Source organism: Streptomonospora nanhaiensis, from assembly GCF_013410565.1.
GTDB classification, from domain to species: Bacteria; Actinomycetota; Actinomycetes; order Streptosporangiales; family Streptosporangiaceae; genus Streptomonospora; species Streptomonospora nanhaiensis.
Map to the genome: position 1 here is coordinate 1,561,908 of NZ_JACCFO010000001.1, position 22,281 is coordinate 1,584,188.

19 protein-coding genes, 1 tRNA gene and 4 pseudogenes are annotated in these 22,281 nt (G+C 73.3%); 20 read left to right on the forward strand and 4 right to left on the reverse strand.

Translation table 11 applies throughout. The features are described from left to right. Positions 1-61 precede the first annotated feature (61 nt). From HNR12_RS06740 to HNR12_RS06795, 12 genes are all read left to right on the forward strand, one after another. Positions 62-829, forward strand: a complete 768-nt coding sequence (locus tag HNR12_RS06740; protein ID WP_179766684.1) for an HAD family hydrolase — start codon at positions 62-64, stop codon at positions 827-829. Beyond that, a complete protein-coding gene (locus HNR12_RS06745) occupies positions 826-3,210 on the forward strand; it encodes a glycoside hydrolase family 65 protein (RefSeq protein WP_179766685.1) in 2,385 nt (794 codons plus the stop codon). Before HNR12_RS06740 ends, HNR12_RS06745 begins: the two co-directional genes overlap by 4 nt. 156 nt (positions 3,211-3,366) lie before the next feature. Next, entirely contained in the window at positions 3,367-4,041 is a 675-nt protein-coding gene (locus HNR12_RS06750; protein ID WP_179766686.1) for a helix-turn-helix domain-containing protein, read from the forward strand. A 229-nt stretch (positions 4,042-4,270) separates the two neighbouring features. After that, the gene (locus tag HNR12_RS06755; protein WP_179766687.1) at positions 4,271-4,942 is read left to right on the forward strand and encodes a response regulator transcription factor; all 672 of its coding nucleotides are present in this window, start codon (positions 4,271-4,273) and stop codon (positions 4,940-4,942) included. Positions 4,943-5,087: 145 nt separating this feature from the next. After that, entirely contained in the window at positions 5,088-5,984 is an 897-nt protein-coding gene (locus HNR12_RS06760; RefSeq protein ID WP_179766688.1) for a universal stress protein, read from the forward strand. Positions 5,985-6,066: 82 nt separating this feature from the next. Further along, a complete protein-coding gene (locus tag HNR12_RS06765) occupies positions 6,067-6,696 on the forward strand; it encodes a CBS domain-containing protein (protein ID WP_179766689.1) in 630 nt (209 codons plus the stop codon). Between the two features lie 52 nt (positions 6,697-6,748). Beyond that, on the forward strand, positions 6,749-7,462 hold the full coding sequence (locus tag HNR12_RS06770; protein WP_179766690.1) for a CBS domain-containing protein: 714 nt from the start codon (positions 6,749-6,751) through the stop codon (positions 7,460-7,462). Between the two features lie 134 nt (positions 7,463-7,596). Then, complete coding sequence (locus HNR12_RS06775; RefSeq protein ID WP_179766691.1) at positions 7,597-8,295, forward strand: hydrolase; 699 nt, start codon at positions 7,597-7,599, stop codon at positions 8,293-8,295. 243 nt (positions 8,296-8,538) lie between these two features. After that, a complete protein-coding gene (locus HNR12_RS06780; protein ID WP_179766692.1) occupies positions 8,539-10,110 on the forward strand; it encodes a bifunctional aminoglycoside phosphotransferase/ATP-binding protein in 1,572 nt (523 codons plus the stop codon). A 15-nt stretch (positions 10,111-10,125) separates the two neighbouring features. Further along, a complete protein-coding gene (locus HNR12_RS06785; RefSeq protein WP_179770452.1) occupies positions 10,126-11,073 on the forward strand; it encodes an Acg family FMN-binding oxidoreductase in 948 nt (315 codons plus the stop codon). A gap of 156 nt (positions 11,074-11,229) precedes the next feature. Further along, positions 11,230-12,915 carry a GAF domain-containing sensor histidine kinase gene (locus HNR12_RS06790; protein WP_179770453.1) on the forward strand — a complete coding sequence of 562 codons (1,686 nt, stop codon included), beginning with the start codon at positions 11,230-11,232 and terminating at the stop codon, positions 12,913-12,915. A gap of 228 nt (positions 12,916-13,143) precedes the next feature. After that, entirely contained in the window at positions 13,144-13,719 is a 576-nt protein-coding gene (locus HNR12_RS06795) for a hypothetical protein (RefSeq protein WP_246425015.1), read from the forward strand. Positions 13,720-14,149: 430 nt separating this feature from the next. Here the strand turns inward: HNR12_RS06795 and HNR12_RS06800 are convergent, their stop codons facing one another. Then, positions 14,150-14,857: a DUF2637 domain-containing protein gene (locus HNR12_RS06800; RefSeq protein WP_179766693.1), complete on the reverse strand. Its 708-nt coding sequence runs from the start codon at positions 14,855-14,857 to the stop codon at positions 14,150-14,152. A 211-nt stretch (positions 14,858-15,068) separates the two neighbouring features. On the opposite strand from HNR12_RS06800, the gene HNR12_RS06805 reads away from it, so the two are divergent. Beyond that, positions 15,069-15,143 (forward strand) — tRNA-Val (locus HNR12_RS06805). A gap of 266 nt (positions 15,144-15,409) precedes the next feature. Here HNR12_RS06805 and HNR12_RS06810 read toward each other — a convergent pair. Then, a complete protein-coding gene (locus HNR12_RS06810; protein ID WP_179766694.1) occupies positions 15,410-16,066 on the reverse strand; it encodes a TetR/AcrR family transcriptional regulator in 657 nt (218 codons plus the stop codon). A gap of 118 nt (positions 16,067-16,184) precedes the next feature. Here HNR12_RS06810 and HNR12_RS06815 point away from each other — a divergent pair. The 6 genes and pseudogenes from HNR12_RS06815 to HNR12_RS06835 all read left to right on the forward strand — a co-directional run. Next, positions 16,185-16,601 (forward strand): annotated as a pseudogene (locus HNR12_RS06815) (FAD-dependent monooxygenase); the annotation flags it as partial. After that, positions 16,544-16,707, forward strand: a pseudogene (locus HNR12_RS29725) (hypothetical protein); the annotation flags it as partial. The pseudogenes HNR12_RS06815 and HNR12_RS29725, both read left to right, overlap by 58 nt. Positions 16,708-16,821: 114 nt before the next feature. Beyond that, a pseudogene (locus HNR12_RS29885) lies at positions 16,822-16,884 on the forward strand (FAD-dependent monooxygenase); the annotation flags it as partial. 6 nt (positions 16,885-16,890) lie between these two features. Beyond that, on the forward strand, positions 16,891-17,574 hold the full coding sequence (locus tag HNR12_RS29095; RefSeq protein WP_449337896.1) for an aromatic-ring hydroxylase C-terminal domain-containing protein: 684 nt from the start codon (positions 16,891-16,893) through the stop codon (positions 17,572-17,574). A 383-nt stretch (positions 17,575-17,957) separates the two neighbouring features. After that, positions 17,958-18,374, forward strand: coding sequence for a Dabb family protein (locus HNR12_RS06830; RefSeq protein ID WP_179766696.1), 417 nt, complete (start codon positions 17,958-17,960; stop codon positions 18,372-18,374). A 329-nt stretch (positions 18,375-18,703) separates the two neighbouring features. Further along, a complete protein-coding gene (locus HNR12_RS06835; RefSeq protein WP_179766697.1) occupies positions 18,704-20,089 on the forward strand; it encodes an FAD-binding oxidoreductase in 1,386 nt (461 codons plus the stop codon). A 51-nt stretch (positions 20,090-20,140) separates the two neighbouring features. On the opposite strand, the gene HNR12_RS06840 is transcribed toward HNR12_RS06835, so the two are convergent. Further along, entirely contained in the window at positions 20,141-20,734 is a 594-nt protein-coding gene (locus tag HNR12_RS06840) for a LysR substrate-binding domain-containing protein (RefSeq protein ID WP_338119841.1), read from the reverse strand. Positions 20,735-20,892: 158 nt separating this feature from the next. Next, positions 20,893-21,078 (reverse strand): annotated as a pseudogene (locus tag HNR12_RS29460) (LysR family transcriptional regulator); the annotation flags it as partial. Positions 21,079-21,113: 35 nt separating this feature from the next. Between HNR12_RS29460 and HNR12_RS06845 the strand changes: the two are divergent. Beyond that, positions 21,114-22,112, forward strand: a complete 999-nt coding sequence (locus HNR12_RS06845; protein ID WP_179766698.1) for a DMT family transporter — start codon at positions 21,114-21,116, stop codon at positions 22,110-22,112. The last annotated feature ends 169 nt before the right edge of the window (positions 22,113-22,281 follow it).

Genomic DNA, 22,281 nt, shown 5'->3' on the forward strand with positions numbered 1-22,281 from the left:
AAGCGCCGGCGGCGGACGCACGGCGGAACGCTACGGCAGTGGCGGGAAAGGCGGTCCTCCGATGGCAGCGACCCGTGCCGCCATCGCCCTCGACGAGGTGGGGGGCGTGGCCTTCGACATGGACGGTGTGGTGACCGACACCGCTCCAGTGCACGCCGCCGCGTGGAAAGAGGCGCTCGACCCGTTCCTGCGCGACTACGCCAGATCGGCCGGGGAGCGTATCCCCCCGTTCGACGTCCACGGCGATTACCTGCGCTACCTGGACGGCCGCACCCGGGCCGAGGGTGCCCGCGCCTTCCTCGCCTCACGGGGCATGGCGTCGGCCGAGGGCACGGACCGGCAGGCGCCGGACGCGGCGGCCGTGGCACTGGTCTGCGAGCGCAAGGACGCCGCCTTCCTCGACCGCGTACGCCGCTTCGGCGTCGCGGGGTTCGCCTCCACCGTGGCGCTGGTGGGCGAGCTTCGGCGGGCGGGAGCGGCGACGGCGCTCGTCTCGGCGAGCCGCAACTGCACCGCCGTAATGGAGGCGGCGGGACTCGCCGACCTGTTCGGCGTCCGGGTCGACGGGGGTGACGCCGCTCGGCTGCACCTGCCGGGCAAACCCGACCCCGCGTTGTTCGTGGAGGCCGCGCGGCGCATGCGCGTCCCCGTCGCCCGGACGGCGGTGGTCGAGGACGCGGTGGCGGGAGTCGAGGCGGGCGCCCGCGGTGGCTTCGCCCTGGTGATCGGTGTGGACCGCACCGGCCAGGAGCGCGAACTCTACCGGCACGGGGCCCACGTCGTGGTGTCGGACCTGTCTCAGGTGACCGTGGTCGGGAGGTCGGCGTGAACCCGTGGCGGCTCGTCTACCGGTCTCCCCGCCCCGAGGACGAAGGGCTTCGCGAGGCGCTGTGCACCCTTGGAAACGGCTACTTCGCGACCCGCGGGGCCGCCGCGGAGGCGGTCGCCGACGGCGTGCGCTACCCGGGCAGCTACATCTCCGGCTGCTACGACCGGGCGGCCTCGTCGGTCGGGGGGCACCCGGTCGACAACGAGGACCTGGTCAACGTACCGAACTGGCTCCCGCTGACCTTCCGGGCCGGGCGGGAGGACTGGCTCGCCGGCGGCGACCCCCGGCTGACCGAGGAGCGCGTCGAACTCGACATGCTCCGCGGCGTCCTCGAACGCGTGTTCCGGGTCCGCCACCACGGCGGCGCCACCACTCTGGTCCGCCAGCGCCGCCTGGTCTCGATGAGCGATCCGCACCTCGCGGCCCTGGAGGTCAGCCTTCTGCCCGAGAACTGGGACGGCGAACTGACGGTGCTCTCGGCCCTGGACGGTGGGGTGGCCAACTCCGGGGTCGCACGCTACCGGACCTTGCCGGGCCGTCACCTGCGGTCGTTGGGCTCGGGGGGCCGTACGCCCGAGGAGCTGTGGCTGCGGACCGCGACCCGCGCCTCAGACGTCGGCATAGCGCTCGCCGCCCGCACCCGGGTGTCGCGGGGTGCCGCACCCGGCTCGGCGGCGGTGCGGGCGCGCGGGGACTGGATCGGGTGCGAGTTGAGGCTCCCCGCCGTCCTGGGGCAGGCGGTGACACTGGAGAAGACCGTCGCTCTCCACACCTCCCGCGACCACGCCGCGGGCTCCCCACTTTCCGCAGCGCGGACGAGCCTGGCGCGGGCGGACTCCTTCGACACGCTGCTGCGGTGCCACGCCGCCGCGTGGCGCCGCCTGTGGCAGCGCTGCTCCGTCGACATCGACGACCAGGAGGACCAGCGGATCCTGCGCCTCCACCTGTTCCACATCCTCCAGACCCTGTCGCCGCACACCGCCGACCTCGACGTGGGAGTACCCGCCCGCGGCCTGCACGGTGAGGCGTACAGGGGCCATGTGTTCTGGGACGAACTGTTCGTCCTCCCCTTCCTCAACCTCCGTTTCCCGGAGACGGCCCGCGGCCTGCTGCGCTACCGCTGGCGCCGGCTGCCGGAGGCGCGGGCCGCCGCGCGGGCCCAAGGGCTGCGCGGTGCCGCGTTCCCGTGGCAGAGCGCGACCACCGGACGCGAGGAGACGCAGCGATGGCACCTCAACCCGCGATCGGGGCGCTGGCTCGTCGACAACTCCCGGCTGCAACGCCACGTCAACATCGCGGTGGCCTACAACGTGTGGCAGCACTACCAGGCGACCGGGGACACGCGGTTCCTCACCGACTTCGGCGCCGAACTCCTCCTGGAGGCCGCCCGGACGCTGGCCGACCTCGCCGTGTACGACCACCGCCTGCGCCGCTACGTCATCCGCGGTGTCATGGGCCCCGACGAGTACCACGACGCCTACCCCGGCCGGGACCTTCCCGGCGTGGACGACAACGCCTACACCAACGTCATGACGGTGTGGGTGCTGCGCCGGGTCCCGGAGGTCCTGGACGCCCTGCCGGGGCCGGCCCGCCGCGACCTGCGCGAGCGCCTGGATCTGAGCCGGGCCGAAACCGACCGGTTCGCCCGGATGACCCGTCGGATGCGCGTCCCCTTCCACGACGGCGTGATCAGCCAGTTCGCGGGGTACGAGAACCTGGCCGAACTCGACTGGGCCGGCTACCGCGCCGCCTACGGCGACATCCGCCGCCTCGACCGCATCCTTGAGGCCGAAGGGGACACGTGCAACCGCTACCGCGCGGGCAAGCAGGCCGATGTGCTGATGCTGATGTACCTGCTCTCCGAGGAAGAGTTGACGGCGACCCTGCACGGCCTCGGCTACGAGTCGGACTCCGCTCTCCTCGCCCGAACCGTCGACTACTACCTCGCACGTACCGCTCACGGTTCGACCCTCAGCTCCGTCGTCCACGCCTGGGTCCTCGCGCGTGCCGACCGCAGGGCCTCGTGGCGGTTCCTGCGCGACGCCCTGCGGTCCGACATCGACGATGTCCAGAGGGGTACCACGGCCGAGGGGATCCACCTCGGGGCCATGGCCGGCACCGTCGACCTTGTGACCCGCTGCTACACGGGGCTGACCATACGGGACGGGCGCCTCTGCCTGGATCCCGTGCTCCCCGAGGAGTTCGGCTTCCTGGCGTTTCCGCTGCGGTTCCGCGGCCACTGGAACGTCCGGCTCCGCTTCCGCGCCGGGGGAACCGAGATCGGGGTTCCGCCTTCGCGGCTTCCGCCCGTCCCTGTGCGTGTCCGCGGACAAACCGTCGAGGCGGTTCCGGGGATGCCCGTCCGGCTGGCCGCCCGATGACAACGGGCCGGAGCCGCTCAGCGGGCCGCTGCTCGCCCCGTGCCGTTGGGCCCGGAGCATCCCCGCTAACGGCCGTGGTCCCGAGGCCGGGCGCGAACGGAAGATGGAGAGAGGCGACCGCGTGCAGGAGCGCGGAGAGACAACGCAGGGGGACACATGGGTCAGACGCACGGATTCGACGGCGGCGATCTGGGACGCCGTTCGGCACGGCGCCGACGGGAACTGGGACTGACCCGCGAGGAGGTCGCCGAGCGCGCCGGGATGGCGCCCGGCTACGTGGCCTACATGGAGGAGAACCCCGCCCAGGTCACGCGTGGATCGCTGTACCGACTCGCCGAAGCGCTGCAAACCACTCCGGACCACCTCCTGGGCACCGACACCGGCATTCCGCCAGGAAGCACCGCCACGGCGGTACCCGCCCCCCTCCTGACCGCGCTGGACTCCCAGGAGTGCATGGAACTGATCGCGCGCGGGGGGATAGGGCGCATCGCCTTCACCTCCGCGGGCACCGCCGTTCCCACCGTTCTTCCGGTCAACTTCGCGCTGGCCGGTGGTTCGGTGGTGCTGAGAACGCGGGAGGGCGGCGTCATCGCCGAGCACGCACCCGGCCCGGTGGCGTTCGAGGTCGACCGCATCGACGACGCCATGAGCCAGGGCTGGAGCGTCCTGGTAAGAGGTGTCGCCCACCGTGTGCGCGACGCCGCCGAACGCGCCGCGCTGGAGGCCGACACCGACGTCCGCCCGTGGGCGGGCGGGGAACGGGAGGTCTGGATCCGCGTCGTCCCCGAGGCCGTGAGCGGCCGGCGGGTGGCCGACGCCCGCCGGCCCTGACACCCGCGGCTGCGGGGCCGGGAAGAGCCGCCGACCGCCGACGCTCAGCCGCGCACCTCTGCCCGTCCGCGCCCCCGGCGGCACCGGTCCGGTTCCCTTCCGATCCCCCTGGCACGCGGCTTCGAGTCCGCGCCGGCTGAACACGCGGCGGGGCGGGTACTCGACAATGGGACCGGGCCGCGCGAGCACCGGGTGCGGCCGGCGTCCCGTACCGAGATGAGGAGTCCCCATGCCCGACACCTCCGGCCCCATCCAGGTGTTCCTCGTCGACGACCACGACGTCGTGCGCCGCGGTGTCGGCGCACTGCTCGGCGACGAGGACGACATCGAGGTGGTGGGCGAGGCCGGCACCGCGGCCGAGGCCATCGCACGCATCCCTGCGGTGCGCCCGGACGTGGCGCTGCTGGACGTGCGCCTGCCCGACGGCACCGGGGTGGAGGTCTGCCGAGAGGTCCGCTCCCACCTGCCGAGCCTGGCCTGCCTGATGCTGACCTCCTACGCCGACGACGACGCACTCTACGAGGCGGTCATGGCCGGCGCCTCCGGGTACGTGCTCAAGCAGATCCACGGCTCAGACCTGGTGGGCGCCATCCGCACCGTCGCCGCCGGGGAGTCCCTGTTGGACCCTCGCAGCACGGCCCGGATGCTGCGCCGAATCCGCGAGGACGCCCAGCGCGAGGATCCCCTGGCGGCCCTGTCGGAGCAGGAGCGGCGCGTCTTCGAACTGATCGGCGAGGGCCTGACCAACCGGCAGATCGGCGAGCGCGTCTTCCTGGCCGAGAAGACCGTGAAGAACTACGTCTCAAGCGTGCTGGCCAAACTGGAGATGCAGCGCCGCACGCAGGCCGCGGCCTACGCGGCCCGCCTGAAGTCCCGGCCCCCGCGCGGCGCGTCCGAGTAGGGACGTTCGACCCGCGCGCGGACGCGCAACGTCCCGCCATCGGCCGCGCAACGGCCCGGCCGCCGAGGACGTTCGCGAACGCCGCAGGGGGGTCACGCCGTCTAGCGTCGTAGACGTCAGCGACGGCGAACCCCTGGAGGACACGATGGCCGCCACGAACACCGCTCCGGTCCTGGCCGCGGTCGACGAGACGGACGCCAGTCTGCGCGCGCTGGACTGGGCCGCCGACGAGGCGGTGCGGCGGCGCCGGCCGCTGCGCATCCACCACGTCTTCGACTGGCCGATGCGCCACTCCGATCCCCGCGGACTCCCGGGTTTCAACCAGGACGAGTACGCGCTGCGCGTCATCGACCCCGCCGAGCGCCGTGCCCGCGAGCGCGCGCCCGGCCTCGCGGTAACGGCCAACTTCCACGTGGGCGATGTCGCGCCGCGGCTCCTGCTGGAAGCCGCCAGAGCCGATCTGGTCGTGGTGGGGTCGCGCGGCCTTTCCTCGGTCGGCGCCGCCGCGCTCGGCTCGGTCGGCCAGGAACTCGCGGCCTCTGCCCGCTGCCCCGTGGTAGTGGTGCCCGACCGCGATCCCAAGCCCCCGACGGGCCGGATCGTGGTCGGAGTGGACGGCTCCGCCCCCGCGCGGGCGGCGGCCGCATGGGCGTTCGCCGCCGCTGAGGAGCGCGGGGCGGCGGTGCGCGCCGTGGCCGTCCACGGGCGTGTCTCCCACGGGCCGTGGAGCCCTCTGGACCTGCCGGCGGCCCTTCGCCTGGGGCCGGCCGACGAAGCCGCCGCCCGCGAAGAGGCGGGTCGGCTGCTGTCGGAGTCGGTCGCCGGGGAGCGGGAGCGCCACCCCGGCGTGGCGGTGGAGGAGGTGGTCGCCGCCGGGCACGCCGCCCAACTCCTCGTCGACGAGGCCGAGAACGCCGACCTGCTCGTCGTCGGCTCCCGGGGGCGCGGCGGGTTCGCGGGGATGCTGCTCGGCTCGGTCAGCCGCACCGTGCTCTCCCACGCGGCGAGCCCGGTGGCGGTCCTGCACGCCGCGGACGTCTGACCGCCGCCACCGGCCCCTGCCGCACGCTCGGACGAAGGGCGCCACGGGCAACCTTCCGCTGAACCATGTGAACGGAGAAACCATGCTGGTACGCGAGATGATGTCGCCGCCCGAAGTGGTCCTGACGGAGGACACCACCGTGCGGGAGGCGGCGCGCCTGCTGTTCGAGTACCGCTGCGAAGGGGCGCCCGTGGCCTCGGCTGAGGGCGCGCTTGTCGGCATCGTGACCGAGAACGACCTGCTCGGCAGCCACCTCGCCGCCGCGCCGGACGTTTTCGCCCGCAACGTGGACTGTCAGCCCGGACGCCGGGCGCACTTGGTCGGCGAGGTCATGACAAGAGCTGTGGTGACCGCCGCCGAGGACGATGACGCCTGCGCACTGAGCCGGCGCATGTTCGAAAACCGGATCCGTGCCGTGCCGGTGCTGCGCGGGGACCACGTCGTGGGGCTGGTACGGCGGCGCGACATCCTGCGCCTGCACCTGCGCCCCGACGCCGAGGTGCGCCGCGATGTGCGGGCGGCGATCGCCGAGGTCATCCCGGGCCACCAGGACGTTGCGGTGTCGGTCGTGGACGGCGCGGTGGAGGTCGCCGGAGCCGACGACCACACGACCCGGCGCGCGGTGTCGGACCTGGCGCTCACCGTTCCCGGCATTCGTTCCATCGAGTTCGCCGCCCCCTCGGGCACGGGACGGTCCGGCGGCTGCCGATGAGGCCGTGAGCCGGGGCTGCCGCCCCGGCCGTCCACAATAACCAGGAGGAAGCATGAGAAGCACGGTCGCCGACGTCATGACCACCGAGGTCGCCTCCGTTGGCGAGGACGCCGGCTACAAGGAGATCGTCAGCACGCTGCTGGAACGAGGGGTGAGCGCCCTGCCCGTGCTCGACGGCGAGAACCGCGTTGTGGGGGTCGTGTCCGAGGAGGACCTGCTGCACAAGGTGGAGTTCGAGAACGACACCTCCGCCCGCGCCTACTGGCCGCCCATGCGCGCCCGCCTGCGCGCCCGCCTCAGCGGGGCCGGCGCACTGGCCGAGCGCGCCGACGAGAAGGCGGCCGGGCGCACCGCCGCACACCTGATGAGCACGCCCGCGGTGACCGTCGCCCCGGCGGCCCTGGTGATCGAGGCGGCGCGCTTGATGGAGCGCCGGGGGGTCAAACGCCTCCCGGTGGTCGACGGCACCGGAGCGCTGGTCGGAGTGGTGTCCCGCCGCGACCTGCTGCGGGTGTTCTCCCGCAGCGACAGCGACATCGCGGCGGCCGTGGAGGACCAGGTGGCGGAGGTGTCCCGATGGGACCGGGGCGAAATCAACGCCGTGGTCGAGGACGGCGTCGTGACGCTGTCCGGGCCGGTCCGCCGCCGCAGCGTCGCCCACGCCCTGGCGGGCGCCGTCTGCGGTGTCGAGGGGGTGGTGGCGGTGACCAACAACCTCGACTGGGAGATCGACGACGTCGCGCCCTACCCCCAGATGGGCGTCTGATACCGGGAAGGTCCTGACCACTCGGTTCGAACCTCCCCGGGCACGATCGGAGGGCGGTGAGCACGGTGGGCGACGCCGGTGCGGCGCGGGGTGCGCTCCGGCTCGCCGCGGCCGTCCTCCGATTGGACGGAGTGGTGGCCGACACCGCCGGCGTTCACGCGGCCGCCTGGAAACTCACCATGGACGACCTCCTGCGCCGGCGGGCCCGGCGCCGCGGCGACCGGTTCCGCCCCTTCGATCTGCGCGACGACTACCTGGAGTTCTTCGACGGCCGCGGTTGGCGCGACGGCGTCCAGGCGTTCCTCGCCTCGCGCGCGGTCCGCCTGTCCCCGGAGGACGCCGGTGCGGGACACGGCCCCGATCTCACCGCCCTCGGGGAGCGTGCGGAGTACTACGTCCGCGACCACGTGGGCGTCTTCGGGATCACCGCCGCGCGCTCCTCGGTGCGGCTGCTGCGCGACCTGCACGAGGCCGGACTGCGCGTCGCCGCCGTCTCGGCCCAGTGCGGGGCCCGTTCGGTGGTGGCCGCCGCGGGAGTGGCGCGCTGGGTGGACCTGGTGGTGGACGGGCGCGACTCCGACCGCCTGGCGTGGGAAAAGGGCGATTCCGGCCGAGTGCTCCGCGCCGAGGCGGTGCGCCGTTCGGGTGTGCCCCCGCAGCGGGCCGCAGCGGTCGAATGCGCTCTGGAGGACGTTGCGGCCGCCTCGGCCGATGGTTTCGGACGCGTAATCGGAGTGGATTGGACCCGGCGTTCCGCTGCGGCTTTTCACACCTGCGGGGCCGACGTGGTGGTGTCGGACCTGGCCGAGTTGGGTGCCGGGGACTTCGTCTGACGCGGGCGCTTTGGGGCCCGCCCCGGCCGCAGGCACCGTACCGAGCTCCGGCTCCCTGTCTCACGCGCCGCCGGGAGGGTCCCGGATCCACGGGACCTTCGCCCCCGCCCGGCCCGACCAACGACGCCTGTACCACATGCCCAAGCGGCGATGGACTGGTACCGAGGCGGGGGCGGCACCGGCGAGGCCGCGCGCGGTCTTCCCGGCCTCACACATCAGCCGACCGAAGCGAGGACGCCGACCATGCCGACACAGCACAGTCCCACCACCCCCTACGCCGCCGTTCACGAGACCCACGCCGGTGTGGTCTTCCTGGTGGGCGAGCGCGCCTACAAGCTGAAGAAACCGGAGGACTTCGGGTTCCTCGACTACAGCACACGGGAGCTGCGGCGGGCGGCGTGCCTGCGCGAGACGGAGCTGAACAGGCGGCTGGCCCCCGACGTGTACGACGGTGTGCTCGACGTGGTCGACGCCGGCGGCCGACCCGTGGAGCATCTGGTCGCCATGCGCCGCATGCCCGAGGACCGCCGGCTGTCCACCCTGGTGCGCCGCGGCGCCGACATCGGCGGCTGCCTGCGCCAGATCGCCCACCTGCTCGCCGCCTTCCACAGCCGCGCCGCGCGGGATTCCCGCGTCGCGGCCGAGGGTGCCGCCGAGGCGCTGCGCGGGCGCTGGACGTCGGGCTTCGCCCAGGTCCGCTCGCTTCCGGGCGACATCACCGGAGGTCGCGTCGACGAAATCGAACGCCTGGTCCTGCGCTTCATCGACGGCCGGCGGGCGCTGTTCTCCGCGCGCATCGCCGAGGGCCGCGTCGTGGACGGCCACGGCGATCTACTGGCCGACGACGTGTTCTGCCTGGACGATGGTCCGCGCGTCCTGGACTGCCTGGAGTTCGACGACCGGCTGCGCTTTGTCGACGGCCTGGACGACGCCGCGTTCCTGGCCATGGACCTGGAGCGCCTCGGCGCCCCCGAAGCGGCGCGCGACTTCCTGCGCCGCTACGCCGACCTGGCAGGTGATCCCGCTCCGAGCGCGCTGCACCACCACTACGTCGCCTACCGGGCGTTCGTCCGCGCCAAGGTGGCCGGGCTGCGCCACGGGCAAGGGGACCCCGGCTCCGGGGAGCAGGCGCGCGCCCTCTCCGCTCTCGCCCTGAAGCACCTGCGCGCCGGCGCGGTGCGACTCATCCTTGTCGGCGGAACCCCCGCGACCGGCAAGTCCACCCTCGCCGGTGAACTGGCCGACCACACCGGCGCGGTGCGGCTCAGCAGCGACCGCCTGCGCAAGGAGACGGCCGGCATCGCACCCACGGCCTCCGCAGCGGCCGCCTACCGGTCGGGGCTCTACGCCCCCGAGGCCACCGACCGCGTCTACGCCGACCTGCTGGGACGTGCCCGGCGCCTGCTCGGCCTGGGCGAGTCGGTGGTGCTGGACGCCTCATGGTCCAGCGCCGCCCACCGCGCCGCCGCGCGGGCCCTCGCCGCGGAGACGGCCGCCGACCTCGTCGAACTGCGCTGCACCGCCGACGACGACGTCGTGACCAGCCGCATCGCCGAACGGGCCCGCACGGGAAGCGAGTCCGACGCCGACGTGGCCGTGGCCCGGGCCATGGCCGCGGCCTTCGACCCCTGGCCCCAGGCCCACCGCGTGGACACCTCCCGCACCTCAAGCCGCCGTTCGGCCCGGGAGGCGGCGGCGGTGGTCGACCGTCGCACTTCTGAGCCGGCGTCCGAACCCGACCGCGGTGTTCCCGCGGGCGCGGATCCGGCGCGCGCTTCCGCCGGGACCACTGCGGTACCCCGCCGGACACTCTGAGAAAGGCCAGTGGCAATGGACACCCGCGACACCGGAACCACCCGCGACGAGGCGTTCTCGGCCGCGGCCCGCGCCGCCGAGCACGCGCCGTCGGTCTGCAACACCCGTCCCTGGGCCATCAGCGTGGAGGCGGGGCGGATCGTGCTCGGCGCCGATCCCGAGCGCGGCCTGGACGTGGCCGACCCGCTATCCCGCGAGCTCGTCCTGAGCTGCGGCGCGGCCCTGTACACGATCCGGGTCGCCCTCCGCGCCCACGGCGTCGCACCGGCGCTCACCGTGCTGCCCGACCCGGACCTTCCCGGCCGCCTGGCCGAGGTCACAGCCGAGGGCCGCCTGGAGCCCGACGGCGCCGCCCAAGCGCAGTGGGCGGCCGTCACCCGGCGCCGCACCCACCGCGGCCTCTTCGCCTCCGACGTGGACGACGTGCGGCTCGTCCGCGCGCTGCTGCGGGCGGCCGCCGACGAGGGCGCGGAACTGCGCCCGCTGACCGACGAACCCCTGATCCGGTCGCTGGCCGGCCTGGTGAGCGCCGCCGAGCACCTCCAGCGGCACGACAGGGAGCGGTCGCTGGAGCTGGCCCGCTGGGTACGTCCTCCCGGCGACCGCGCCCCCGAGGGCGTGCACGCCGAGGACTTCCCCGACACTTCCGACGCGGACTCCCTGTTCCCCGGACGGGACTACGGGCAGGGACGCGTCCGGGGAATGCTGGCCGTCCGGGGCATGGCCACCGGAACGGTCGCGCTGCTCACCACCGCCACCGACACCCGCGCTGCCTGGCTGGCCGCCGGGCAGGCGCTCCAGCGTGTCCTGCTGACCGCGGCGGCAGCGGGTGTCGCCGCGGCCTTCCACACTCAGCCGCTGGAGGAGCCCCCGCTGCGCGCGTTCCTCGCCGAGCGGTTCTGCGAGGGAGCCCACCCGCAGATGGTCATGCGGTTGGGCCGCACCGCGGCAGGCGCCGCCTGAAGCCGCTTCGGAACAGCCGACCTGGCAGAGGCGTTCCGGTCGCAAGCCGATCCGTCGCCGCCCCCGCCTCCTAGACTCGTGGCAGGAGCACGATCACCGGGCGTAAGGGGGTGGCACGTGACGGACGACCGTACGCACGAGGCCGAGCGCACCAGCATGCTGCTCCCGGACATGGGCCTCGACCAACTGCTCGCCGAACTCCAGGGGCGCCTGGGCGCGGTGATGGTGGCCCGCGACCGCGTGCACTCCCTGCTCAACGCGGTCGTGATGATCGGCACGGGGCTGGACCTCGAAACCCTGCTGCGGCGGATCGTCGAGGCCGCCATGGACCTGGTGGAGGCCCGCTACGGCGCCCTGGGCGTCATCGGCGACGACGGCGAACTCGAACGGTTCATTCCCGTGGGGCTCTCGGCGGAGGAGATCGCGGGCATCGAGCACTGGCCCGAAGGCCGGGGGATCCTCGGACTGCTCATCAAGGACCCGCGTCCGCTGCGGCTGCGCGAGTTGGGCGACCACCCGGAGTCCCGGGGCTTTCCCTCCGGGCACCCGCCGATGCGCGGTTTCCTCGGCGTGCCCGTGCGGGTGCGCGACCGCGTCTTCGGCAACCTCTACCTCACGGAAAAAACCCGCGGCGGCGACTTCGACGAGGACGACGAGGCCATTGTCATCGCCCTGGCCACCGCCGCCGGCGTGGCCATCGAAAACGCCCGCCTCTACGACGAGACCCGACGCCGCGAGACGTGGCTGGCGGCCTCCGACGAGATCACCACCCGGCTGCTGTCCGGCGCCGACCCCGACGACGTGCTGCACCTGATCGCCCAGCGCGCACGGCAGATGTCGGGCGCCGACCTGGTGGCCATCGCCACCCCCGAGGCCGGCGCCGACCACCTGACCGTCCGGGCGGCCGACGGCCCCGGAGCCGACGGCGTCGCGGGCCGCAGCTCCGCGGTGGCGGATACCCTGGCCGGGGCCGTTCTGAGCAGCGGCGAACCGCTCATCACCGACATCACCCGCCCCGGCACCGCTCCCACCCCGCTGCTCGAAGGGCTGGGACTCGGGCCCGCCCTGATGGTCCCGCTGGGTTCGGGAACCGACTCCCGCGGGGTCCTCGTCCTGGGCCGGGGGGTCGGCGCGCCGCCCTTCACCCCCGCGGTCCAGCGCCTGCTGCACACGTTCGTCGGCCACGCGGCCGTGGCCCTGCGCCTGGCCGAGGCACGCAGCGACGCCGAGCGGCTGAGCGTCCTGGAAGACCGCGACCGCATCGCCAAGGACCTCCACGATGTCATCATCCAGCGGATGTTCGCCATCGCCATGTCGCTGATGGGCTGCGTCAAGCGGATCGACAACCCCGGTCCCGCCCAGCGGGTCCAGCAGGCGGTCGACGACCTCGACGACACCATCCGCCAGACCCGCTCCACCATCTTCGCGCTCCAGAACACCGACGACCGGCCGTGGCTGCGCAACCAGATCCTCGACGTGGTCAACGCCGCCACCGGGCCGCTCGGCTTCTCCGCCAACCTCCGCCTGGAGGGCCCCATCGACAGCCGGGTACCCGACCACGTCTCCGACCACGTCCTGGCCGTACTGCGGGAGGCGCTGTCCAACATCGCCCGCCACGCCCGCGCGTCGCGGGCCGACATCCGCATCGAGGTCCACGACGAGGTGGCGGTGGTGGTCGAGGACGACGGCGTCGGCCTTCCCGAGGGCGGACGCCGGAGCGGGCTGCGCAACCTCCGGGAGCGCGCCGAATCCCTGGGCGGGACCTTCGACGCGCGGCAGCGCCCGGGGGGCGGGGGGACCGTCCTGGAGTGGCGGGTGCCGGTCGACGACGATCCGGACTGAGGCGCCTCACCGCCACAGCACGGCCCGGGCGCCACAGCGGAGCCGCCAGTACGCCGAGGCGGTGCCCTCGCCACGACCCCCGCGATTGCGGCGGACCGGAGGTCCCGGCGACGGGGGGACGTCGGTCACCCCGAGGCGGTCCGGACGCCCCTGCCGCGGCTCGACCCATCGCGGTTGTCTGGGAGAGGCGCCGGGAACCGGTGCCCATGCCCCCGGAAGGACACCGCCATGACGCACGACGACCTGCACGTCTCCGCCACCCCCGGCCACGCGGTCGGCGGCCGACCCGCGACCGGCACAGCCCAGGACACCACCCACCCCTCGGCGGCGGACAAGGTCTTCGCGGCCGCACGCCTGGCGATCGGCTGTACGTTCCTGTGGGCCTTCACCGACAAACTCCTGGGACTGGGCTACGCCACCCCGGCGGAGGGCGCCTGGCTCAACGGCGGCAGCCCCACTCAGGGCTTCCTCGCCCACGCCACCACCGGGCCGCTGGCCGGGTTCTACAGGTCCATCGCCGGTGCCGCGTGGGCCGACACCCTGTTCATGGTCGGGCTGCTCGGTATCGGGCTGGCCTTCACTCTGGGGATCGGCATGCGCGTCGGTGCCGCTTCGGGTGCTCTGCTGCTCGTCCTGATGTGGTCGGCCGCCCTCCCGCCGGAGAACAACCCGATCCTGGACGACCACCTCGTCATGGCCGTGACGATGGTCGGTCTCGCGCTCATCGACTCCGGTACCACCTGGGGCCTCGGCCGCCCATGGGCCGCTCTGCCCCTCATCCGCCGCTTCCCCGCCCTCCGCTAACCCGGGGTCCACGGCTGGGCCGCCGCGCCGCCCAGCCGTGGACCCGGTACGCATGATCCGACGGGGCGGCAGGAGGGCGCCTGGCGAGGTCTTGCTAGTGAAGGGCCGGCAGGACGGGCCGCTGCCCGGGGATCCTCAAGTCACATGGTCCGCCGCCTGAACTCACCCGGCGCCGAGTGGGACCTGCTCGCCCGCCAGCGTAGGGGGCTTTACCAGCCCATGGAGCACTCGAATGCTTCCCGGCTTGATATGCGCGCATGGGTCAACGCAGTGGTCACAACACCGGGCAAGAAGTAGCCAAGCCCGCAGCCTGCGGCTTCCCGGCCACCAGCACAAATCCGCAGGCCAGGGGCAACGACCGGCGAGGTTCTGCGCTCCCCCATGCTGGGCGTACCGATCGACGGCCGCATTCGCAGTCTTTCAACGGGTGTCACGCTGCTGACGGCTCCAGCAGCCCCTGCCGGCCCCGCTGCTTGACCAGCCTCCCCCACCGCGGCTTGCGACCAAAGGCCGCGGCGATCTCCTCCCCACTCGGCAACGACCCATCAGGCCTGCGATGCTCCAGCGCCCACCGCCACGCTTCGACCTGGACCCGAGGAAGCGTTGATGCTGCGTGGCAAGAGGTGCCGTCCGAACCAACGACATGGAGAGAAGCGGTTGCCTCGCCGCCGCGCTGCCGCGTACCAGGAAAAACCAGGTGCTCGCTCTCGTCCCCTCCGCTGTGCTCACCGGGTGCGTTCGCCGCTTCTTCGCGGCCGGCGGCGACGCGGAAATGGCGCATCAGCAACTCATAGGCACCCATCAACGCGAAACTCGGCCAGGCATGGATCACCCGCGACCACAGCGTCGGGTCGGCCACCGCCACGTTCGCGGCCAGCGACGCCGCGCTGCCCACCACCAGCAGCGCCCACGGCAGCACTCCCCCGCGCCGACCCTGACGGGCGTCGGCCGGCAGCGCCATCGACGCCGCGACGATCATGCCGTCCACCGACAGCGGGAACAACCCCGCACGCCAGGCCGGCTCGCCATGACGCAGGGCCAACTCGAACATGTGGGCGTAGGACACCACGGCCGCGATCGCGGCCAGAAGCAGGACGGTGGTCGTGGTGATCCAGCGGGACCACGCCGGACTCGACATGGGGACTCGCACTCCCTCGCAGGTCATCAGCCATACACGGGAGCCGTTCGCCGGTGAGCACTACCCAGGACGCATGCCGCGGCCGGTCGTGGAGACGGCCTTCCTCCGCCGGGGGCATGGAGACGAAATGGAGACGCCAACTCGTCCCAAGGGTGCTGAACGGCGTCGAACGGCTCCCAATGGCGGCCTCTGACCTGCGCTTTCACACGGAGGGCCAGGTCAGCGGATGACCCGAACTACCTTGACACGGTAGAGGTCACAGGTTCGAATCCTGTATCGCCCACCAGCATCACCCCAGGTCAAAGGCTGCTTCGGCGGCCTTTTTCCATGTCCGGCACCGGGTCGTGGAGCCGGCATGGAGCCGGTCTTGTCTCCACCCGCCTGCGCAGCCCTTCCTTTCAGCGCACGCGGTAGTGCTCACAAAGCCGCCAAACCACCTCCCTGGGCCGTTCCCGCCCGCTCCTGCGCATGCAGCGCGCCCAGGCACCGCAGCCGGCGCGCGGGAACTCTGCCTCAGTGCCGGAGGGAGCGGGGCCGCGGGGGAGCCGCGCGCTACGGTCCGTCCGCGTGGGCCGCACCGCTCGACCGCGGTCTGGAGGCGCCTTGCAGGACCAGTTCGGTGGTGCACTCCAGGAAGTCGTCGGTCAGTTCGCGGCCGAAGAAGAGCCAGCGGAAGTACAGCGGCCCGGCAGCGGCTTCGACAAGGAAGTCCGGGTCGGCGGATCGGGGCAGGTCGCCACGCTCGACAGCTCTCGTGAAGATCGCGCGGGACAGGGCGAAGCGCGCGGGCCAGATCTGGTCCAGGACCTCGTGGATCTCGTCGTTCCTCACCGAGCGAGGGCCGGTCTCCCGGATGAGGGCCGCGATCCACGGGCTTTCGAAGGCTCGCCGCACCTCGCGCAGGAAGGACAGGAGGTCGGTGCGGAGGTCGCCGGTGTCCACAGGAGGCGACACCTCACCTTGGCGCTCGATGAAAGCGGCGGCGACCAGACCCGCCTTGCTCCCCCAACGCCGGTAGATCGTGGTCTTGTTGACGCCGGCGCGCTCGGCGACGGACTCGATGCGCAGGGCGGCGTAGCCCACCTCACTGAGCTCGGCGATGGTCGCGTCCATCACCGCCTTTCCGGTGCGGGCGGTACGCCCCCCGGGGCGGGCGCACGCGGAGTCGTAACGCAGACCCTCGACCTGGCCGGACGTTTCATGCGGCATGCCGCAACCCTAACAAACGCACCGGACCGTTGCAGTTGGCGGTGGGCGGTGTTACTATCGCAAACGCACCTAGTAGTTGCATAAGACCGGCCGGGCGACGCCCACTGCGATTCCGTTTTTGGAGAACCCGACCACGCCCGCTGGCAACGAACCACCCGACGAAACCGACGTTCTCATCATCGGCGGCGGTCCCGTAGGACTGACCGGCTCCCTGCTGCTCAGCGACCTCGGCGTCGACCACATCGTCGCGGAGCGCCGCGACGGCACCTCACGACTGCCCAAGGCGCACTACCTCAACTCGCGCAGCATGGAGATCTTCGACTCGGTCCACATGGCCGATGAGATCTACGGGTTCGGAGCCCACCGCCCCGGCGGCGTCGCCTGGTACACGAGCCTGGCCCCCGACGGTGAGCTGGTGATGAGCCTGGACGCGTTCGGCAGCGGCACCCTCGCTCCCGCGTACGCCGACGTCAGCGCCTGCAGGAGCGGCAACCTGCCGCAAAAGCACCTGGAACCGCGGCTGCGCAGGGCCGCCGAAAGGAAGAACCCGGGGAAGGTGCGGTTCGAGCAGGAGGTCGTCTCGCTCACGGCGACGGGAGCGGCGTCACCGCCACGCTCCGCTCGGCCGACGGTGTGGCGAGCGTGGTCCGCGCACGGTATGTGATCGCCGCCGACGGGGGGCGCACCGCGGGTGAAGCCGTGGGGACGCCGCCCACCGCTTTCCCCCGACCGGCGGGCTGGGGCTCAATACCGGTATCGGCGACGCCCACAACCTCGCGTGGAAACTCGCCGCGGTCCTCAAGGGACACGCCGCCGAGGCCCTTTTGGACAGCTACGAGCAGGAACGCCGCCCCGTTGCCGTCCGCAACACCGAATGGGCGATGCTGAGCGCGCTCAACCACCTCACCACCGCGCAGGCCGCCTGGGGCGTCATCGGCGGAGCCCCGCCCGCCCCGAACCTCGCCGCGTTCCAGGCGGTGCTGGCCGCGGGTGCGGACGGCGCGTCCCGCCGCGCCCGGCTACGGGAACTGCTGCACACGATGCGCACCGAGTGGCAGCACCACGACATCGAGCTCGGCTACGGCTACGAGGAGGGTGCGCTCGTCGCGGACGGGACGCCGGCGCGGGAACGCGACCCGCTCGGATGCGTCCACCTGCCCAGTGCCCGCCCGGGTGCGCGCGCCCCCCACACGTGGTTCACCCTCCGCGGCGCACGGACCAGCACCCACCGGTTGATCCGACCAGGCCGGTTCCTGCTCTTGGCAGGTGAGCACGGTACGGCCTGGCAAGCGGCGGCGGACCGCCACGCCATGGCGGAGATCGACGCCTTCACGGTGGGCCGCGACATGGCCTGCGACCGCGACTGGCTCGCCCTGTGCGACGTCGGCAGCACGGGCGCGATCCTCGTCCGGCCCGACGGACACGTCGCCCTGCGCGCCGTCGACGACACCGACGCCGACGCCCGCCTCGAAGCCGCGGTCCGCGCGGCCTACGGCGCTCGCCTCTGAGCGCTGCCCACCGCACCGGTCAACCCCCGTGGCGGCCGCGATCGCCGCCCCGGCCGACCCGCGCCGCAGGAGGAGTACGCCGGCGGTCCCGGCGCGGGCCTCCTCGTCCGCTTCGCGTACTCAGCCGGCTCACCACCGGGATCCTCCTCGGGCCGTCCCTCTTCCCCACTCCTCCAGCCCTCGTCCAGGCCGCTGGACTCGCCGACGCCTTCACCCGGACCGGACCGCGACGGCGGCCGGCGCCGCGTTCACCGCACTCGCCCCTGCCGAGTGCCGCCCGCAGGGCGTCGATCGCACCGTCGGACGAGGAACCGGCGCGGCCCCTCTGCGGCACCCGCACCCCGCACCACGATGGAAGCCCGCCCCCGAAAGGAAGCGCTCCGATGATCCACCACTGCGTCCGTCTGACCGTCAAGCCCGGTGTCGATGCCGCGAGGCTCGACGAGGCCCTGGAGAGCCTGCGCCGCCAAGGCGAGGTCATCCCGTCCGTACTGTCTTACCTCGTCGGCCGCGACTTCGGCGGTGAGTACGAGTGGGGCGGCACCTATGTGATCGAGGACCTCAAGGGCTACTGGGAGTACCTCGTCCACCCCGCCCACCGCCGCACCGACGAACTCGGGCTGCCTCTGGTCGACAAGTTCGTGTCATACGACATCACCGACGACCCGGACCCCGACATGGGCGAGAAGATCGCCGCGCTGCACCGGCGCCGCTACGCGCAGGACCCCGAGTTGGCCAGGCTCGTCGGCGGCCTCGGCGGCTATGAGGGCAGCGCCGCACCAGGCCCGCACGGCGGCTGACCGCCGACCGCGGCCCACGCCTCGGGCGGGAAGGCACCGTCGTCGGCCTGGTCCGCCTCAGCGAAGGGGCCGCGCGCCGCGATTTCGTCCACTCCAGCCCCGGTGCCCGGCTCACGCCGGTCTCCGCTGCCGCGCTCTTCGTCGGCGGTCTCGGACCCTCCGTCACCGGTGGCGGCGGATACGCGGTCGCCACCGCCCCCGCGTACGCCGCCGCCTGCCGCCCTTCGGCCATCGGCGTGGGCACCATTCGCCCACGCGGTCGGCGCTCCCCGCAGCGCCGCCACTCCGTTCACCGCCCTGCGGACCACTCGACACCTCGTGGAGAAGCCATGACCACACCGACGAACGACCTGATCGACCGCGCCGCCGGCGCGCTTCGCGCCGCCCTCTCCCCGGACCACGTGGTGACCTCGGGCCCCGCCTTCGATGCCGCACGCGCCCTGTGGAACGGTGCGGTGGCCCACCGGCCCGGGGTGGTCGTGCGCGCCCAGAAGCGCGCCGACGTCGCCATTGCGGTGCGTACCGCCGTCGACCTCGGCGTTCCGCTGACCGTGCGCGGCGGCGGCCACGACTGGGCCGGACGGGCCTTGGCGGACCGGGGCATCACCGTCGACCTCACCGGGATGCGGCGGGTGAGCGTGGATCCCGTGGCCCAGGTGGCACGGGTGGAAGGCGGGGCCACCTCGGCGGACCTCGTCTGCGCCGCGGAGCGGAACGGGTTGACCGCGGTCACCGGTACCTCGGGCGCTGTCGGGCTGGCCGGGCTGTCCCTGGGAGGTGGTTACGGTCCGCTTAGCGGCAGGTTCGGCCTGGCCGCGGACAACATCCTGTCCGCCACCCTCGTGCTGGCCGACGGCTCCACCGTGACCGCAAGCGACACCGACGAGCCCGAACTGTTCTGGGCGGTACGCGGCGGAGGCGGCAACTTCGGTGTAGTCACCAGTATGGACGTCCGGTTGCATCGCGTGCCCGGACTCCTCTCCGGAATGAGCGTGTACCCGTGGCGGCAGGCGCCGTCGGTGCTCCACACACTGAAGGACGTCCTCCTCGGCGGACCGGACGAACTGACCGTGCAGGTCGGCGTTGTCGCCGGCCCTGACGGCAACCCGGCCCTGTTCCTCGCACCGACCTGGAGCGGCGGCGGCGACAAGAGCCGCGCGGAAGGTGAGAAGGTACTGGCCCGCCTCGGCGCTCTGGGGCAACCGCTCCTCGCGCAGGCCGGACCGGCCCGGATGTCCGACGTTCTCGCGGGCACCGACGCCCTCTTCCCTTCCGGGCGCCACGTCGGCATTCGCACACGCACCCTGCCGGGCCTCACCTCTGGGGTGCGCTCCGCCCTGCTCGCCCAGGGCGAGGCACTGCCCACCCGGGCGTCCGCCATCGCCCTGCACGCCTTGCACGGTGCCGCCGCCCGGGTTCCAGCCGCCGACACCGCGTTCGGCAACCGAAAGCCGCATCTGATGGCCGAGATCATCGCGGTCTGGGAACCCGGCGACGAGGCCGCTCCCGGGCACCGCGCCTGGGCCGACGCCCTCCACTCCGCGCTCGCTCCGGAGGCGGTCCCGGGTGGCTATCCCAACCTGCTGGGCCCCGACGACTCCGCCGAGATCGCCCACGCCTACGGTCCGAACACCCGCCGCCTGCTCGACGCCAAGCAGCGCTATGACCCCGGCCGTGTATTCACCGCGACCTCTCTCCCGCCCGCGGACCGGTGATGGGGGGAGCCAGTCGGGAGGCCGGGGCGGGCGGCCCGCCGCGCGTGCCGCTCATCCGCGGGATCGGCGCGGGGCCTGACGGTCGGTGCGGTAGAGCTCGACGGCGAGGGCGACGGCGGCGCGGGTCGCGGGGTGGGGGTCCTGGCGGCGCCAGATGAGGTGGACGGGGACGGGCTCGGCGTCACGCAGGGGGCGGTAGGTGATGCCGGAGGGGCGGTACTGGGCCGCGGTGGCTTGGGGCGTGACGCCGACGCAGCGGCCGGAGGCGATGGCTGCGAGCCAGTCGTCGATGTCGTGGACGTGTTCGGCGGCGGGCCGCTCCGTCTCGGGCCACAGGTTCAAGGCGGTGGTCCCGGTTCGGCGATCGAGGGCGAGGGTGCGGGTGGCGACCTCGGCCAGGCGGATACCGCGGCGGCGGGCCCAGGGGTCGTCGGAGGCGAGGGCCAGGTAGCGGTCCTCGTGTCCGACGAAGGCGTGCGACCAGGGTTTGAGGTCGAGGGCGCTGCGGACGACCGCGAGGTCGCACAGTCCTTCGGCGAGCCCTCCGGTGGAGGAGTTGTGGCGGACCAGCCGCAGCTCGACGTCGGGGTGGTCGCGGCGCCAGCGGCGCTGGAACTCGGTGGTGTGGGTCCGAAGGCCGACCAGGCGTGCCCGATGTTCAGGCGGCTGCGGCCCGAGGCGGCCTCGGCGACGAGTTCGTCCGCGCCGGCCAGCAGCGGTCGGGCGCGGGTGAGGACCCGCGCACCCGCCGCGGTGGGCTCCACCGTGCGGCTGGTGCGGTGCAGCAGCCGCACCCCCAAGGTCTTCTCCAGGGCGCGCAGGGTGCGGGAGACCGCGGCCTGGGAGACGCCCAGCTCCAGGGCCGCGTCCGTGAAGCCGCCGGTGTCGACGATGGCGACCAGGCAGCGCAGGTGCTTCAGCTCAAGCCCCGGCCCGCCTTTCCCGCGTGCGTCCATGCGTTCAGCGTATCGATGGGTGGCCGGATGCATTTTGCGTATGGCGCTCGGGGGCCCACGGTGAGGAGATGACGACCTCGCGGAAACACGCCGTCGGCGCGGAGGCGCCGGGCCGGGGCAGGAGCCGGCCGCTGCCCGCCTTGCCCCCGGTACGGCGCGGGTTCGCCTTCCTCGCCTTCGCCGGGATCGCCTGGGGCACCACCGGCGCGGCGGTGGCGGTCGTCTACCGGAGCAGCGACCTGGGGCCCATGGCCGTCTCGTTCTGGCGCTTCCTGGCCGGAGCGGTGCTGCTGCTGCCGGTCTGGGCCCTGAGTCCGGCCCGCACGGCCCCCCGAGCGCCGCAGCCCGCCGGGCGGCGCGTGCTGCTGCCGGTGGGCACGGGAATCGGGCTGGCCGTCTTCCAGACCGCCTACTTCGCCGCTGTGCGGGACACCGGCCTGGCGGTGGGCACCATCGTCGCGCTCGGCGCCGCACCGGTGTTCACGGCCGCCGGCGGGCGCCTGTTTCTGGGCGAGCGCCTCGGCCGCGCCGGAGTGCCGGCCGTCGCCGGCGCGCTGGCCGGACTGGCCGTGCTCGTACTGGGCAACGAGCCCGGCGCCGTCCACCCCGCGGGCGTGGCCATGGCACTGCTGTCCGCCGCCGGGTACGCCGTCTCCAACCTGCTGGGCCGGTGGACCGGACGGCACGGAACCGGCGCGGACCCGTTGACGCTCACCCTGTGGTCCTTCCTCGTCGGCGCGGCCGTGCTGCTGGTGCCGGCCTGCCACGAGGGCCTCCTCCCGCAGGGCGGGGACCCCACTGAGGCGGCGCTGCTGATGCTCTACATCGCCGCCGTCACCACGGCGCTCGCCTATCCGCTGTACTTCGCCGGCGTCGCCGTGCTCAGGGCCGCCACCGCGTCGGTGATGATGCTGCTCGAACCGGTCAGCGCCGCCGCCCTGGCCGTGCTGCTCCTTGGCGAACGCCTCACGGGGGCCACCGTCGCGGGGACGGTGGTCCTGCTCGGGGCCATCGCCGCCCTCGCCCTCGCCGAGTCCCGGCCGCGGGCCGAACCCGAGAATCCGTGAGGTGCCGCAACGCCCGTTCCCGCGGGGCGGATCCGGTGGAAGCCGGTGACCGGGGAGCCGGTATCGCCGCGCCCCGGCGACCGCCTTCACTCCGCGCGGTCTCCTGGACCGGGGTGCGGCCGCCCACGCCCGCACCCCGCCGATCCGTGGGGGGTCAGACCGGGTCGAG

Coding starts and splice junctions, on each gene's coding strand:
- HNR12_RS06845 (WP_179766698.1), top strand. CDS start 21,114: ATGACGACCTCGCGGAAACACGCCGTCGGCGCGGAGGCGCCGGGCCGG.
- HNR12_RS06835 (WP_179766697.1), top strand. CDS start 18,704: ATGACCACACCGACGAACGACCTGATCGACCGCGCCGCCGGCGCGCTT.
- HNR12_RS06795 (WP_246425015.1), top strand. CDS start 13,144: ATGACGCACGACGACCTGCACGTCTCCGCCACCCCCGGCCACGCGGTC.
- HNR12_RS06800 (WP_179766693.1), bottom strand. CDS start 14,857: ATGTCGAGTCCGGCGTGGTCCCGCTGGATCACCACGACCACCGTCCTG.
- HNR12_RS06780 (WP_179766692.1), top strand. CDS start 8,539: ATGCCGACACAGCACAGTCCCACCACCCCCTACGCCGCCGTTCACGAG.
- HNR12_RS06830 (WP_179766696.1), top strand. CDS start 17,958: ATGATCCACCACTGCGTCCGTCTGACCGTCAAGCCCGGTGTCGATGCC.
- HNR12_RS06765 (WP_179766689.1), top strand. CDS start 6,067: ATGCTGGTACGCGAGATGATGTCGCCGCCCGAAGTGGTCCTGACGGAG.
- HNR12_RS06755 (WP_179766687.1), top strand. CDS start 4,271: ATGCCCGACACCTCCGGCCCCATCCAGGTGTTCCTCGTCGACGACCAC.
- HNR12_RS06810 (WP_179766694.1), bottom strand. CDS start 16,066: ATGCCGCATGAAACGTCCGGCCAGGTCGAGGGTCTGCGTTACGACTCC.
- HNR12_RS06770 (WP_179766690.1), top strand. CDS start 6,749: ATGAGAAGCACGGTCGCCGACGTCATGACCACCGAGGTCGCCTCCGTT.
- HNR12_RS06790 (WP_179770453.1), top strand. CDS start 11,230: ATGCTGCTCCCGGACATGGGCCTCGACCAACTGCTCGCCGAACTCCAG.
- HNR12_RS06750 (WP_179766686.1), top strand. CDS start 3,367: ATGGGTCAGACGCACGGATTCGACGGCGGCGATCTGGGACGCCGTTCG.
- HNR12_RS06760 (WP_179766688.1), top strand. CDS start 5,088: ATGGCCGCCACGAACACCGCTCCGGTCCTGGCCGCGGTCGACGAGACG.
- HNR12_RS06785 (WP_179770452.1), top strand. CDS start 10,126: ATGGACACCCGCGACACCGGAACCACCCGCGACGAGGCGTTCTCGGCC.
- HNR12_RS06740 (WP_179766684.1), top strand. CDS start 62: ATGGCAGCGACCCGTGCCGCCATCGCCCTCGACGAGGTGGGGGGCGTG.